Source organism: Streptomyces sp. NPDC003016, assembly GCF_053591455.1.
The window spans coordinates 79,166-93,787 of sequence record NZ_JBSFTV010000010.1 but is presented as its reverse complement, the minus strand read 5'-3'; the positions used below and the strand labels follow the sequence as shown (position 1 = coordinate 93,787).

The window sequence follows — 14,622 nt, the reverse complement described above, 5'->3', positions numbered from 1 at the left end:
TGAACGAGTCGGAGATAGCAGCGCTGGACGCGGACGTGACGCGCCTTGCAGTAGAAGTGGCCGACCTCGCGTCGTTGATTCAGTCCGCGAGGGGCGAGGCTATGCGTCTTCTTCGTCTCCGTCGACCTGACGCTTCAGTTCCTGCATCAATTCGAGAACTTCTGTCAGGTGGTCCCGCATGACAGAAACGTCCCGCCGAAGGTCTGCGACCTCTTGGGAGAGTCGGACGTATCGCGCATCAGGGCTGGGGGGAGCGTCGGAAGGTGCTTCCGCAGGTTCTTGCTGAACCTCCGTAGATGCGGTTTCGGGGGCGGGCCGGCGGATGAAGCTGCCCCGCCCCTGAACGCTGTAGATCAGCCCTTCGCTCTTGAGCATCCGGAACGCGTTCTGCACGGTGGCACTGGCGAGCCCGAACTTCTCTTGCAGCTCCCGCGAGGACGGCACCTTGTCGCCAGGGCCTAGCTTGCCGCTCTGGATCTGGCGTCGCAGGTACTCGGCCACCTGGACGTAGGGCGGCCGGGAGTCGTCTTCGAGGGGCAGTGTCATGCCCGCAGGATACGACCGCCGCCCCTGGCCCACCTATGGAACGCACGGATAGCAGGCTCCCTCCAACACGCAGGTGTTGCAGTACACCTATGTGTTGTGGTTATCTCTGGGTGTGGCCGAGCGGTCACAACCCCGACTGAAAGGGCTTCTCTGTCATGGCCAGGACCTTCATCCGTGTGCACGTACTGGACTCCACGAACGTCATGGTCGGCACGCCGGCGGTGCCGAAGTGGAAGGACCAGGAGAACGGCGTGCGTTCGGTGGACTTCGAGACCGGTGCGCCGCTGTGCACGCTGACGCTCTTCGTGATGGAGGGCGACCGCGCCGAGGCGCTCAAGGTGGCTGTTCCGCAGACCGGTCTGCCCAACGGTCTGCACCCGGGCCGGTTCGTCCGCCCGGTGGACCTCTTCGCCAGCCCGTGGGCGCGGATCTTCAACGACCAGCTTCAGGAGGGCGTGGCCTACCGCTGCGCGGCCCTGGAGTTGGTCGCCACTCCACAGGTGCCGCAGGACGTGGCCGCGCCCGAGGCCGCTGCGGCATGACGCCGCTCCCCGCACGCCGGGGTGAGACCCAGGATGGCGGCCGCTCGCTCGTGATCTTCGTGGACGAAGCGGCCGCCTGCCTGGGGGAACTGCGCCCCCTGGTCTTGCAATTCCCCGCGCGCTTGGTACCGCGCGATTTCCCGAACGAAATGAAGGAGGACTGGTGAACGAGCTGGACAATGCGTTCGGCTGGCTGCGTGGAGCGGTGTGGCTCGGGCTCGGGCTGATGGCCCTGTGGGCCGTGGTCTGGGTCGTCCGTTATCTGATGGCCTCGCCGATGGAGCGGATCAGCATCCGGCAGGCGGTAAGGATCCGTCGGGGTTGGAAGCGACTGGCGCAGATGTGCGGGCTGTCGGTTACGGACAAGATGCCCACCGCCCTGGCCTCGCTCGCCAACACGGACGGCAAGCAGCCCAAGCCGCGGGTCCTGGTCCCGGCCCTGAAGGTCACCCCCGACGCCTTCGGAGTGAGGGCGTGGGCGACCTGCCTGCCGAAGGTGGGTCTGGCCGAGTTCCAGAAGGCCGCCCCCTACCTGGCGGATGCCTGGCGCATGACCCGTGTGTCCGTGCTGCCGGGGGACAATCCCGGACAGGTCATGCTGCGCGGGGTGCGGGTGGACCCGCTGATCACGCCGACCGCTCACGTGCCCACCGGCCGCCCGCCGAAGGAGTACGCGAAGTGGGACCTGGGCGTGGACGAGTTCGGCATGCCCGTCTTCGTGCCCCTTAAGGAGGTTCCCGGGGTGGCCATGGGCGGCCTGCCGGGCTTCGGTAAGACCTCGTGCGTGAACCGGCTGGTGTGTGACTGGGCTCCTTCGCCGGCCGTTCAGTTCGTCTTCTTCGACGGGAAGGTCTCCCACGCTTACGAGGGCGACTACGCCGACCTCGTACAGCGGGCGTTCGAGTTCTGCGGCGATGACCTGGAGGAGGCGAACAAGAAGCTGAAGGAACTGGTCGAGCTGCGCCGTGGCCGCTCAGCGTCCATCCGCAGCGTGCTGGGCGTGAAGAACATGTGGCACGTCGGCCCCTCGGCGGACTGGCCGCTGATCGTCGTCGTCATTGACGAGGCCCATACCTACTTCCGCGACCACAAGGGCTCCGATCCGGCCACGAAGCGGCTGGCCGCGCTCGCGGCGGAGAACGCCCGCCTGGTGGAGGACCTGGTGAAGAAGGGACGCTCGGTCGGCTTCCTGACTCTGCTGACCACGCAGAAGACCACCGGGGACGCGATTCCCACGTTCATCCGGGACGTGTGCCCGGTCGGACTGTCCTTCGCGCAGAAGACCGCCGACGCCGCCGTGGCCGCGCTCGGCGACGACATCCGCGAGTGGCCCGACGCCAGCCCGGTCAACCTCCAGGACCCCGCCTACGTCGGTGTCGCGGTCATGTCCCAGCACGGCCGCCCCGGCTTCGTCCGCATCCGCACCCCCTACGTCGCCGACGAGGACGCCGCCCGCGTCGCCGAAGGCACCGCCCACCTGGTGCGCCACCCGGCCAGGCTCCTGGAGGACCTGGTCAGCCGTGCAGCCGTGGACCTCACCAAGGAAGACCCCGAACCCCCGGCGGAGGCGGCCTGACATGCGCCCCATCATGCGGATCTACATCCGGCACATGCGCAAGGCGATCACCACTGGGGACCTCGACAGGGCGGGACGGATCGGTATCGCCGCATACCGCATCGCCAACACCAACGAGCGCCGGGTTCTGGAGACCTACCTCGGCCCGAACGCCGCCCGCATGGCCGGCCTCACTCCCTGGAACTGAGCCACCGTCCTCGGACCCGACTTCACGCACGGAAGGAGGTGAAACCTCTTATGTCAGAAGACCGGATCACTCAGCGCACCGTGACCGTGGTCATGGCGGTCATCGCCCTGCTGGCCTTCGTGTTCTCCTTCGGCAACGTCTGGTCCCTGGCCCTGCGCCTGGGCATCCCCGGCCCGATCGCACCCCTGATCGCGCCGATGGTGGACCTGTCCGTCCTCGGTCTCCTGGTCGCCCTGCGGTACCTGTCCCTGCGCGGCGTGGCCGCCGACGACCTCAAGGGCGCGAACCGGCTGATGCACACCTCCGGCTTCTTCACCCTCGCCCTCAACATCGCCGAACCCGTCATCGCCGGGCACTACGGCCGCGCCTGCGTCGACGCCGTGGCCCCGCTGCTCCTCCTCGGCTGGGGTGCCGTCGGCCCGGCGCTTCTGCGCCACTTCCACGCCGTCACCACACCGGCCCCCGCCGCCGCACCGGCTGTGTCCCTGGCCCCGGCCCCCGTGACCGACCCGGCGCCCAATCCGGAACCGGTACCGGAAGACCCCACGGCCGAACCCGAAGCCGCCCCCACCTCGGAGCCTGCTTCTGAATCGGTTGCCGTGTCCGAATCCGCGGTGCCCCCGACTCCCGCGCCGACGCCCATCGCTCCCGCTCCTGTCGCTGTGCCGCCTCCGGCGGTCAAGGTGGCCCCGGCCCTGCTGGACGCCGCCCGCGAGATCGCCGACACCCACCGTGCCGCATACGGCCAGCCGATCACCGCGCCGGAACTCAAGGCCCGCCTCGGCGTCAGCCTCCCCCTGGCCACCGCCGCACACGCGGCCCTGACGGCCTAACCCACCCGGCACCTCCCCATTCCCGGCCCCATGGGCCTGACCCGCCATGCCCCCGGGCAGCACCACCAACCCTCCCTCGGTGCTGTCCGGGGCCCTCATCCAGCGGAAAGGATTCATCTGCCGATGCCCCGCGACCTCGACCTGCGGCACGTGATCAGCCCCGCTGTCCGGGACCTGATCGAACTGGCCAACCTCGGCGACTTCGACCGCACCCGCGAACAGATCACCCGCCTACGCGGCTGCACCCGACCGATCAACCTCGTCGGCCACACCATCACCCGCAACCACACCGGCGACGTGGTCCGCTCCTACTCGACCGACCACGAACCCACCGGGCGGCTCCTGACCACCTGCGGCAACCGCCGCGCCTCCCGCTGCCCCACCTGCTCCCGCCTCTACGCCGCCGACACCTACCACCTCATCCGCGCCGGACTCTCCGGCGGCAAGAACGTCCCTGAAACCGTCCGCACCCATCCCAGGGTCTTCCTGACCCTCACCGCCCCCTCCTTCGGCCCCGTCCATAACCGACCCACCACCAAAGACGGCAAACCCCACCCCTGCCGCTGCGGCATCCGCCACCCCGACGGCGCCCCCGAACTCGGCACCCCGCTGAGCCCGAAGACGTACGACTACACCGGCGCCGTGCTGTGGAACGCCCATGCAAGCGCTCTTTGGGCACGCTTCACCCTCAACCTCCGCCGCACCCTCGCCGCCAACTTGGGCCTCACGCAGAAGGACATGAACGCGGCCCTGCGGATCTCCTTCGCGAAGGTCGCCGAGTACCAGCAGCGCGGCCTGGTCCACTTCCACGCCGTCATCCGCTTCGACGGCCCCGACGGTCACACCAGCCCTCCGCCGAGCTGGGCCACCGCAGACCGCCTCCTCCTCGCCATCAAGCCCGCGCTGAAACGCACCAGCCTGACTGTGGTCTCCGACACCGTGGGTGACCACGAAATCCACTGGGGCAAGAAGTTCAAGGTGGACGAGATCACCGCGCTCGGCGACGGCGAACTCACCGACAAGGCGGTGGCGGGCTACATCGCCAAGTACGCCACCAAGAGCGCCGAGGACTCCGGCACGGTTGACCGTTCGTTGGTCTGCCGGACCTGCTCCGGCCGTGGCACGGTCGGCGACCGTATCCGGGACCTGTGCCCCGACTGCGAAGGCACCCGCCGGGCCGAGCCCTTGCGGGACCTGCCCGTCCACCAGCACGTGAGGCAGATGATCCGCACCGCCTGGGATCTCGGCGGCCTGCCCGAGTTCGCAGATCTCAAGCTCTGCAAGTGGGCCCACATGCTCGGCTTCCGCGGCCACTTCTCCACCAAGTCCCGCGCCTACTCCACCACCCTCGGCGCCCTCCGCGACGTACGCCGCGCCTGGCGCCTCGCCCAGGCCGACACCGCCCGCACCCGCGCTGGCCACCCCGCACTCGCCCCGGACACCGTGCTCGTCACCGAGTCCTCCTGGGCCTACCTCGCCTCGGGCTACCGCCCCGGCGAGGAACTCCTCGCCGCCCAGACCCGCCACGAAATTGACCAAGCCCGCGCCCACAAGGAACGAATCAAGACTGAAGGGGAGGTGTGGCAGTGATCGCCGCACCCGTCAGCCGGACGCTGACCCTGGCCGAGGCTCTTGCGGAGATTCGTATGTCCCGAGCCGCGTTCTACCGGCTCAGAGCCCGAGGCAAGGCCCCACGCCATCTCAAGCTCCCCAACGGGCAGATCCGCATCCGCCGGGCTGACCTCGACGCGTGGTTCGAAGGCTGCGAGGTGCCGGCATGCTGACGTACGACGTGAAGATCTGGGGCATCCGCAATCGCTCCGACCGCGCTGCCGCCTACCAGCTTCGCTGGCGGGTCGGTGCCCAGCCGTTCTCCAAGAGCTACAAGCTCAAGGCGCAAGCGGACGGCCGCCGCACGGAACTCCTGACGGCCCTGCGCAACCGCGAGCGCTTCGACACCGACTCAGGTCTGCCCGAGTCCGAGGTCCGAGCTCTGGAATCCTCCACGTGGTTCGCCCACGCTCGCGCGTACGCCGCGATGAAGTGGCCGACCGCCTCGGCCAAGCACCGCGCAAGCATCGCAGACGCCCTGGCGACGGTCACTCCCAAGCTGGTCAAGGACAACCGTGGCGCTCCGGCAACGAAGGTTCTTCGTGCCGCGCTTTACTCCTGGTCCTTCCGGTTCATCCGTAGTGACGACGGCCAACTGCGGTGCCGTCTCGATGTGGAGACGCCTCCGGCCGACATCATGGCCGCGCTCGACTGGATCGACCGTAAGTCCGTGGACATCACCGACCTGAGCACGCCTTCCGTAGTACGGTCCGCGCTTAACGCCCTGAAACTCAAGATGGACGGGACGCCTGCGGCCGAGAACACGGTCAGGCGCAAGCTCCCAGTGTTCAGCAACTGCCTCAGGTACGCCGTGGAACGCGAGTTGCTCACCAAGGTGCCCCTGGGCCAGGTGGACTGGAGCCCGCCGGAGACAGACGACGAGATCGACTTCCGATTCGTCCCCGGTCCCCGGCTCGCCAGGGATCTGATCGACGCCGCTGGAAGGCAGAGTGAACGCGGTCGGCACCTGAAGACGTTCTATGGCTGCCTCTACTACGCAGCGAATCGGCCGGGTGAGGCGACCGGGCTACGCGAGAACGACTTCGTCCTCCCCGAAGAGGGCTGGGGAGAGGTGATCCTCTCTATCAGTACCCCACGCGTGGGGTCGGGCTGGACGGATACGGGCGAGTCCTTCGACACTCGGGGCCTCAAGAGACGGGCCCGCAAGGCAACCCGTTCCGTGCCCATCCCTCCCGTCCTCGTCCGCCTGGTCCGCGAGCACATCAAGGAGTTCGGCACCGCCGAGGACGGCCGCCTCTTCCGCGCGGTCCAGGGCGGCCACCTGCTCTCAAAGGAGTATGGCGAAGTCTGGCAGGCCGCTCGCCGCGAGGTCCTGACGACAGCCGAAGTGGACTCGCCGTTGGCAGACGTTCCGTACTCTCTCCGGCACGCGGGCGTCTCCCTCTGGCTCGACTCCGGCGTCACGCCCGCCGAGGTTGCCCGGCGCGCCGGCCACAGCATCGCGGTCCTCTTTCGCTTCTACGCCAAGGCGATACATGGATCTCAGGACAGGGCCAACGCTCTAATCGAGAGTCGCTTGCTATAGCGTCACCTCGACGCGACCTGACCGCTCGTGCTTCCAGCCGGAGCAGGAATAGCGATGGCCGCTTCCCGACCTACCTCGCGCCCCTCAGAGTATTGGTCCAGAAGGCCCTCCAAACGGGATACGACAAATTCCCACTCGTCGAGCACGACAGAAGAGGCATTCAAGAGACCCGAGCGGCCATGCAAAATGTCCGATGACTTCTTGTAAATATGGCGAGACAGCCTGATGACGCCAAGGACTTCTCCGTACCTATCCTGCCCAACAAGGCCGAGCACAAAGGCTAGCTGAGCATCCGCCCCGTTTGAGATAGACGGCAGTCGATCCGGCTTGCACACTAGCTTATAGGCATCGAAAGAAACCCTCTCGATTCGTAGCCTCAACTCCAGAACCTTGATTCTGCGCAACGAGAGGTCGGCCACATACATTCAGAAACCCCACTCCCCCAGCGTCGAACACGCATCAAGACCCGCCCTGATTTCCAATTTCAAATCTGCCTTCACTTCCTCATTCCCATGCGCAGCACCGTTCCACTTGGCAACGTGATGCCCACATGCCTGCCTGGCCTTATCTACAGGGTGAGGAAGAGCGGGATCCAAAGAGATGATCTGCTTAGCTGAGTCGAGTCGCTTCACGGTCGTCATTGCTTCATCCAGAAGCCCCAATGACATAGCCACATTCTCTCCCGAGTGGAGCGAATACCGGACAACACACTGCCTTAGCGCATCATCCAATGCCTGCCGCAGCAACCCACGGATGATCTGCACCTCGCTAAGGTACCCGGTAGAAGAAACCTTGGGCGAGAACTGCCATACCGACTCGGCGTCCTTAATGAGGACTCGCCACAGTTCGTCTGTCTTCTCGACTGAGATCTCTCCCCGAACCCCGTCACGACTCACAGCCCATGCATCGCACACTAGACTCCGCGCCAAGAGGTGCTCCTTCAGGCGCTCATCGTGAGTTAGAACGATGACACGCCTAATCTTAGCCAGGTCGGAAATCACGGCCGCAAGCCTGTCCACTCTAATTTCATCGAACGAATGGACAGGGTCATCAAGGATTAGAAAATTGAATGGCCCAGCGCCAGCCGTTGCGAAGAGCGGGGCAAGCAGGAAGGCATTCCTCTGTCCCGCGCTTAGCATGGCAAGTTCCAGCTTGTTCCCGTCGGCTCCCTGCACTGAGATCTCAGCCCGTGTCCGCTTGAGGCTTACCGACTCCAACACGATGCCTGCATCCTTTAGGAGCCGCTCTACCTGCACACCGGCCTTACCTTCGAAACGAACAGTGCGCCCGGTACGCAGGCGGTCCTCAAGTTCACCGATACACTTGCGCGTCGCTTCCCAGAGGGGAGCAGACTCGGCTTCCTCGTGCTCCTGCTCCCAGGCCGCGATATACGATTCCAGCATCGCCCTACGGCCCCGTCGCCACTGAGCTGAAATATCACTCAATTCGATCGCCTTAGCCGAAAGACCCTTCCAGGATTCCCCCGACAGTGCCTCACGAATACTTAGGAATTCTTTTACAACAGGGGCGACAGGCTGCTCACCGTACCCCTCAAACGCGGCCAGCAGAGCGGCATAATCAGATCGAAAACTCTTTAGCAGAGCTTCGTCGAACTCCCCTAGCCCTGAAACGATATCGAGAACGGTCGGGATGACCTCAATGGCTCCCCGTAGCGTCTTCAGCGAGGCGTTTGTCGCATTCCTTCTTGGCGCGGCCTCGGCAACATTGGCGAGGTTTTCAGCCAGGCGCTGTACCCAATCGGATACCTCACTGTCACATACCGGGCAGATATATCCGATGTTGGCAACCTGCCCAACCTCTGAATGGAGAGAAGTCAGATGAATCGCCAAGCGATGGTGAATCGTAGGAACGTCCCCCAACACCAGCTCTAGAGCCCGATCAACATCATGCAGTGAAGTTATCAGCCTTTCGATTCCAGCCGCCGTGACTTCAGGTAGCGTTGCTCCAACTTCAGTGAGTCCATTCTCAGTTAGCCAGGCCCGCACATCGTGCATATCTTCATTCCAAAAAACATCCGGAAGATGATGCTGTGGATCGAGACCCTGGAAGTGGGCGTCTACCTTGGCTACCCTCTCCTTAGCGCTTTTGAGTGCGACTGTGAGGCGCTTACGGCTAGCCGATGCAGAAGAGCTAATCTCCTCGACACGACGTTCCAGGTGATCGAAGCAGCCACCAAGTGCGAGCAGGTTTTCGATATACCTCTGCAGATCTTCATGCTGCTGTACACGCCTCTCTACGTCGGCGTACGAAAATACCGGCGGGTGAGATTCAACGGCGTAGCCCCATGGAGTTTCCGAAATATCGAATCTCTCAGTCGCCCCGTTCGGAAGCTCACGAAGAGAATCGAATTTGCCAACCTGACCATCCTTGCCGATCTGGGCTGCGAGCCGAAGGGACTCGTCGCCACGCATCAACCTGACTTCAACCGTCGCTACTTCCGCATCGCGAGCACAGTTCACTTTCTCCCACAACGGACTCTTCCCGCTTCTCGCGGCCGCCGGAGTGACTGCTGCCCACCAGTCGGATCGCCCTGAAAGCGCCGTGCGAATGCCATCAGAGATACTCGACTTGCCGGATCCATTGGGCCCATGAATGATGGTCACGCCCGGCGTCGGGTCAAACTGAAAAGAGAATGGAACGGTGGCGCCCTGAAATCCCTCGATCCTCAACGAAACTAGGTCCCACGAAAGACCGATCGCGGGATCCCAGGCATCGGTTATCCCTGTTCCCCTGATCCCCTCGATCAGAGTGATGAGGTTTCCCCAAGCCTTCTTCTTCTGAGGGCTGTTCGCACGAGCCAGTACGATCTTGCTCTCCTCGGCAAGGTCTGAGTACGTGAGAAGGCTCAGTTCGCTGGGGCCGGCCGAGGATGGGGAGCCATCGCCATCAGAGGCCGAACTGGTAGCCGTGTGACGACGAGGATCCACCGATGCTCCCTGTGCAGAACGCTCTTTGCGAGTCGTGATGCTACCCAGGTAACTACGGCTGGTGCATGGGGTTTTGCCCGATTCCCTTTACCCTGCTATGGAAGGTTCACAGTGGTCCACGCCTGGTCCACACACCATGATCTAAAGCGGCACACGGGCGAGTCAGGGTGAGACAGGGGCCCATGCCGAAGGGGCGCCCCTGATGGGACGCCCCTTCTGACCTGCACATACTCTGACCTGGCGGTGGGTGTGGGATTTGAACCCACGGTGACATCGCTGCCACGACGGTTTTCAAGACCGTTCCCTTAGGCCGCTCGGGCAACCCACCCTCGCGCCACCGTCCCGCGGCGGCGCGAGGACAGCCTAACCGGTCAGCTGTCGTCGCCCTCGCGCTGGCCCAGGGTGACTTCGACCGTCGAGGTCTTGCCGTCGCGCTCGTACGTGAGCGTGACCTTGTCGCCCGGCTCGTGGGTCCAGATCTCGCTGATCAGGGTCGGGCCGCTGTCGATCACCCGGTCGTCGAGCTTGGTGATGACATCGCCCGCCTTCAGACCGGCCTTGCCCGCCGGGCTGTCCGACGGGACCGCCGGGGTGCCGCCCGTGCCGCGGTCCGCGATGACGGCGCCGCCGTCGCCCTTCGGGTCCATGGAGACCGTGGCGCCGATCACCGGGTAGACCGGCCGGCCCGTCTTGATCAGCTGCTGGGCGACCGTCTTCGCCTGGTTGACCGGGATCGCGAAGCCCAGGCCGATGGAGCCCGCCTGGGACTGGCCGAAGCCACCGGTGCCGGCCGACTGGATGGCCGAGTTGATGCCGATGACGGCGCCGCTCGAATCGAGCAGCGGGCCGCCCGAGTTGCCCGGGTTGATCGACGCGTCGGTCTGCAGGGCGCTCATGTACGACGCCTTGCTGTTCTGGCCGTCGCCCGAGGCCACGGGCCGGTTCTTGGCGCTGATGATGCCGGTGGTGACCGTGTTCGACAGGCCGAAGGGCGCGCCGATGGCGATCGTCGAGTCGCCGACCGCGACCTTGTCCGAGTTGCCCAGGGGCAGCGGGGCCAGGCCGGAAGGGGCGTTCTTCAGCTTCAGCACGGCCACGTCGTAGCCCTGCGCGCGGCCGACCACCTCGGCGTCGTACTCCTTGCCGTTGGAGAAGGTGACCGACAGTTCGCCGCCGTCCGCCGCGGACGCCACCACGTGGTTGTTGGTGACGATGTGGCCCTGCACGTCGTAGACGAAGCCCGTTCCCGTGCCGCCCTCGCCGTCGCCGCCCTGCGCCTCGATGGTGACGACGCTCGGCAGGGCCTTGGCCGCGACCGCCGCGACGGTGCCCGGGTCGCGCTTGAAGTCCTTCGTGTTGCCGGACGCGGAGACGGTGGTCGAGTCGGTGGGGTTGTCGCCCCGCTCGGCGGCCCAGTACCCGATGCCGCCGCCGACGCCGCCCGCGACCAGCGCGGCGGCCAGCACCCCGGCGACGAGACCGCCGGCGCGCTTCTTCTTGTGCGCGGGAGGTACGGGCCCCATGGGCGCGCCCCATCCGGGACCGGCGCTGTCGCCGCTGCCACCGCCGCCGTGGGAGGGCGGGGGAGGCGGCCATCCGGCCCCGGGCTCTCCCTGCGACTGCGGATACGACTGCGGATGCGGCTGCGGGGCGGGAGCCACGGGCTGCGGCACCGGCATGTACCCCGGCTGCGGGGTGGGGGTGTGCCCCTGCGTCGTGGGGTTGTGGGCGGGCCGCTCGGGGGCGGGGTTCTGGGCAGCCTGCTGGTCGGGGGCGGGGTTCTGGGCGGACTGGCTCGCGGCGGGCGGCGCCGGCTCGTGGCCGGGGGCCACGGCGTCCGTGCCCGTGGCGTCGGGGGCGGGCCCGGGAGCGGCCACCGGCACGGGAGGTGCTGACGGGGCGGCCGGAACCGCAGTGCCCTCGTTCTCGGTGCTCACAGCTCTCTTCTCCTCGGTACCACGTCGGTCTCGGTCAACGTCACCAGTGTGCAAGTGTCCGCTGTCAGCTTTTCTCACCGCACATCAGGCGGCCGTAAGCGGTTCCTGTGCATCCACGGAACATCCTTTACATCGGTCAAAACGCCCGCATCCCGAGAAGGGCCGAACCAGCTCCCCCCTGTGACGTGTCTACGCGCCTACCCACCCTCGGTGACACCATGACGCGGTGACTCACGCACGGCAGCACACCATCCAAGTCGTCGCTCACCGCGGTGCCTCCGAGGACGCCCCCGAACACACCCTGGCGGCGTACACCAAGGCCATCGAGGACGGCGCGGACGCCCTCGAGTGCGACGTACGGCTCACCGCGGACGGGCACCTCGTCTGCGTCCACGACCGCAGGGTGAACCGCACCTCCAACGGCCGCGGCGCCGTCTCCGCCCTCGAACTGGCCGACCTCGCCGCCCTCGACTTCGGCTCCTGGCAAGGCGGCGAGGAGTCGCCGGACTGGGATCCGGCCCGGGGGCACAGCCCTGGCGAGTTCACCTCCGTACTCACCCTGGAGCGCCTCCTGGAGCTGGTCTCGGACGCCGGGCGCCGCGTCGAGCTGGCCATCGAGACCAAGCACCCCACCCGCTGGGCCGGCCAGGTCGAGGAGCGGCTGCTCCAGCTGCTGAAGCGCTTCGGCCTGGACGCGCCCGTGGCCGGCGAGCCCTCACCCGTGCGCGTCATGAGCTTCTCGGCACGCTCGCTGCACCGGGTGGCGGCCGCCGCGCCCGCCCTCCCCACCGTCTATCTGATGCAGTTCGCCTCCCCGCTCCTGCGCGACGGGCGGCTTCCGGCCGGTGCGCACATCGCGGGCCCCGGCATCCGGATCGTCCGCAGCCACCCCCGCTACATCGAACGGCTGCACCGCGCGGGCCACCCGGTGCACGTCTGGACGGTGAACGAGCCGGAGGACGTCGAACTCTGCGCGCGCCTCGGCGTGGAAGCGATCATCACAAACCGCCCGAAGCAGGTGCTTTCCCAGCTCGGCCGCTCATGATTTTCACTACAGGGAGTGCACCGGCGCGTTCGGTCCGTATTCGATCAGTGCGAGTGCGTCACCGACCGGCGCCTGGCCGGTTTCCGGTCCAGGCCATTGGGGCATTCACTCCCTGGCGTGGGGCGAAGGAGGTCTCGGGGGTGGCGTTGGTGGTGGCACGAGAAGTGCCCACGTCGTCGAGCATGGCCGTGCCCCATGGCCCTGCGGGCGTGGGGGAAGCAAGACGCCGTATGCGCGACGAACTGCGTATCAACGGAGTGTCCGATTCGGTCATCGACGATGCCGTACTGATCCTGTCCGAACTGCTCAGCAACTCCTGCCGCCACGGCAGGCCACTGGGCCAGGCCGAGGTGGGCGACGGCGACATACGTGCCGCGTGGCGCGTCGACACGGCAGGCGGGCTGACCGTCGAAGTCACGGACGGAGGCGGGCCCACCCGGCCGGTTCCAGCCACGCCCTCGGTCACCGCACGCGGCGGCCGCGGGCTCAACATCATCACGGCGCTGGCACAGGACTGGGGCGTCCGGGACAACGCGTCCGGCGAGGTCACGGTGTGGGCGAACGTCACCGACGGGCACCGGCGCGACGACTTCGCCACGCGCATCGCGGTCCCGGAACTGGACTTCGCGGTCCCGTTCGACGACCTGGACTGACCAGGGGGCGGGCCGGGACCGGCACCGAACCGGTCCGAACCGACCCCGCCGGTCCCGGCCGGGGGCGTCTCAGCGGCTAGGCTCGCGCCCGACACAGCACTGCCGTGAACGGGAGAAGCCAAGCCATGGCCAAGAAGCGCCCCCAGCCCGCAAGGGGAACCACGTCGCAGGCCCAGGTGAGCAGCGGGGAGGTGCCGGTCGTCGGAGCCCGCGAGCCCTGCCCGTGCGGCTCCGGCCGTCGCTACAAGGCCTGCCACGGCCGCGCCGCCTCGCACGCCGTCACCGAGCTGGTCCAGCGCCCCTTCGAGGGCCTGGCCGGCGAGAGCGACTGGGTCGCCCTGCGCGAGCTGGTGCCCGCCGCGACCGCAGCGCTGACGCTGAGGGACGGGCTGCCGGACGGCGTTCCCTCCGTCACGCTGGCGACCGTACTGCCGATGGCCTGGCCCGCCCTGCGCCGCGACGACGGTTCCGTCCTGCTCGGACTGCAGAACGACACCCCCTCCGGCGACCTCAGCCGCGACCTCGCGGACACCCTGCGACGCGCGCTGACCGCGAAGCCCGGCACCCCGGTGACGGCCGAGCGCGCCCCCGCGGACGGACCGCGCCTCCAGGACCTGCTCGACCCGGACGCCGCGTTCGAGCCGGAAGTGCACTCCGGCTTCGAGTTCTGGGTCCCCGACGCGGAGAACGCGACGCCGGAGGTGAGCGCCTCCCTGGAACGCGCCAACGCCGCCGCGATCCCCACCGTCAGGCTGACCGGCGTCGACGCCGCGTACTGGTGCGAGACCCCCGACAAGAACCACCTGCGCTGGGTCATGCCGCACGCCGAGGAGCAGCTTCTCGACGCGCTCGCCCGGCTGCACGCCGCCGGTACGTCCTCACTCGGCGAAGGCACACGCCCCCAAGCCCCCAACTCCGTTCGAGCAGGGGGGACCCCCTTGGTCGGTTCCTTCCGGGCGCACGGGCTGATGGTTCCGGTGTGGGACCTGCCGAGCGAGGTCAGGGCGGAGGACATCGAGAAGCCCGCCGCGGAGTTCGCCGAGCGGCTCGCCGCGGCCCTCGCGTCGGACGCCCCGCTGACCCCGGAGGAGCGCCGCGCGCGGGGCGGACTCACCAACCGCCAGGTGACGCTCAGCTGACAACCGCAATTCCCGCGGACGGCCGGGGACTCCGGCCACAACTCCCCATATCGGCAGGT

General features: G+C 67.0%; 14 protein-coding genes and 1 tRNA gene. 11 read left to right on the top strand and 4 right to left on the bottom strand.

The window, feature by feature from the left end:
* Positions 1-99: 99 nt before the first annotated feature.
* Positions 100-546, bottom strand: a complete 447-nt coding sequence (locus ACWDZ4_RS11060; RefSeq protein ID WP_451508109.1) for a GntR family transcriptional regulator — start codon at positions 544-546, stop codon at positions 100-102.
* Between the two features lie 155 nt (positions 547-701).
* Here ACWDZ4_RS11060 and ACWDZ4_RS11055 point away from each other — a divergent pair, with 155 nt between their 5' ends.
* The 8 genes from ACWDZ4_RS11055 (at position 702) to ACWDZ4_RS11020 (ending at position 6,841) form a co-directional block, all read left to right on the top strand.
* A complete protein-coding gene (locus ACWDZ4_RS11055; RefSeq protein WP_451508108.1) occupies positions 702-1,088 on the top strand; it encodes a hypothetical protein in 387 nt (128 codons plus the stop codon).
* Positions 1,085-1,255: a hypothetical protein gene (locus ACWDZ4_RS11050; protein ID WP_451508107.1), complete on the top strand. Its 171-nt coding sequence runs from the start codon at positions 1,085-1,087 to the stop codon at positions 1,253-1,255. Before ACWDZ4_RS11055 ends, ACWDZ4_RS11050 begins: the two co-directional genes overlap by 4 nt.
* Positions 1,252-2,664, top strand: a complete 1,413-nt coding sequence (locus ACWDZ4_RS11045) for an FtsK/SpoIIIE domain-containing protein (protein ID WP_451508106.1) — start codon at positions 1,252-1,254, stop codon at positions 2,662-2,664. The genes ACWDZ4_RS11050 and ACWDZ4_RS11045 overlap by 4 nt, the downstream gene beginning before the upstream one ends.
* Before the next feature lies 1 nt (position 2,665).
* Positions 2,666-2,851 (top strand): hypothetical protein, encoded by a 186-nt coding sequence (locus tag ACWDZ4_RS11040; protein WP_451508105.1) that lies wholly within the window; start codon positions 2,666-2,668, stop codon positions 2,849-2,851.
* Positions 2,852-2,901: 50 nt separating this feature from the next.
* On the top strand, positions 2,902-3,684 hold the full coding sequence (locus tag ACWDZ4_RS11035; RefSeq protein WP_451508104.1) for a DUF2637 domain-containing protein: 783 nt from the start codon (positions 2,902-2,904) through the stop codon (positions 3,682-3,684).
* A 123-nt stretch (positions 3,685-3,807) separates the two neighbouring features.
* A complete protein-coding gene (locus ACWDZ4_RS11030) occupies positions 3,808-5,274 on the top strand; it encodes a replication initiator (RefSeq protein WP_451508103.1) in 1,467 nt (488 codons plus the stop codon).
* Positions 5,274-5,468, top strand: coding sequence for a helix-turn-helix transcriptional regulator (locus tag ACWDZ4_RS11025; RefSeq protein ID WP_451508193.1), 195 nt, complete (start codon positions 5,274-5,276; stop codon positions 5,466-5,468). The genes ACWDZ4_RS11030 and ACWDZ4_RS11025 overlap by 1 nt, the downstream gene beginning before the upstream one ends.
* Positions 5,462-6,841 (top strand): tyrosine-type recombinase/integrase, encoded by a 1,380-nt coding sequence (locus ACWDZ4_RS11020; protein WP_451508102.1) that lies wholly within the window; start codon positions 5,462-5,464, stop codon positions 6,839-6,841. Before ACWDZ4_RS11025 ends, ACWDZ4_RS11020 begins: the two co-directional genes overlap by 7 nt.
* Positions 6,842-7,266: 425 nt before the next feature.
* Here ACWDZ4_RS11020 and ACWDZ4_RS11015 read toward each other — a convergent pair whose 3' ends face one another.
* From ACWDZ4_RS11015 to ACWDZ4_RS11005, 3 genes are all read right to left on the bottom strand, one after another.
* Complete coding sequence (locus ACWDZ4_RS11015) at positions 7,267-9,789, bottom strand: AAA family ATPase (RefSeq protein WP_451508101.1); 2,523 nt, start codon at positions 9,787-9,789, stop codon at positions 7,267-7,269.
* A gap of 238 nt (positions 9,790-10,027) precedes the next feature.
* A tRNA-Ser gene (locus ACWDZ4_RS11010) sits at positions 10,028-10,117 on the bottom strand.
* 43 nt (positions 10,118-10,160) lie between these two features.
* Positions 10,161-11,726: a S1C family serine protease gene (locus ACWDZ4_RS11005; protein WP_451508100.1), complete on the bottom strand. Its 1,566-nt coding sequence runs from the start codon at positions 11,724-11,726 to the stop codon at positions 10,161-10,163.
* 226 nt (positions 11,727-11,952) lie between these two features.
* On the opposite strand from ACWDZ4_RS11005, the gene ACWDZ4_RS11000 reads away from it, so the two are divergent.
* The 3 genes from ACWDZ4_RS11000 to ACWDZ4_RS10990 all read left to right on the top strand — a co-directional run bounded on the left by ACWDZ4_RS11000 (position 11,953) and on the right by ACWDZ4_RS10990 (position 14,563).
* Positions 11,953-12,771 carry a glycerophosphodiester phosphodiesterase gene (locus ACWDZ4_RS11000; protein WP_451508099.1) on the top strand — a complete coding sequence of 273 codons (819 nt, stop codon included), beginning with the start codon at positions 11,953-11,955 and terminating at the stop codon, positions 12,769-12,771.
* A 53-nt stretch (positions 12,772-12,824) separates the two neighbouring features.
* Positions 12,825-13,424: an ATP-binding protein gene (locus tag ACWDZ4_RS10995; protein WP_451508098.1), complete on the top strand. Its 600-nt coding sequence runs from the start codon at positions 12,825-12,827 to the stop codon at positions 13,422-13,424.
* 125 nt (positions 13,425-13,549) lie between these two features.
* Positions 13,550-14,563 (top strand): DUF5926 family protein, encoded by a 1,014-nt coding sequence (locus tag ACWDZ4_RS10990; protein WP_451508097.1) that lies wholly within the window; start codon positions 13,550-13,552, stop codon positions 14,561-14,563.
* The last annotated feature ends 59 nt before the right edge of the window (positions 14,564-14,622 follow it).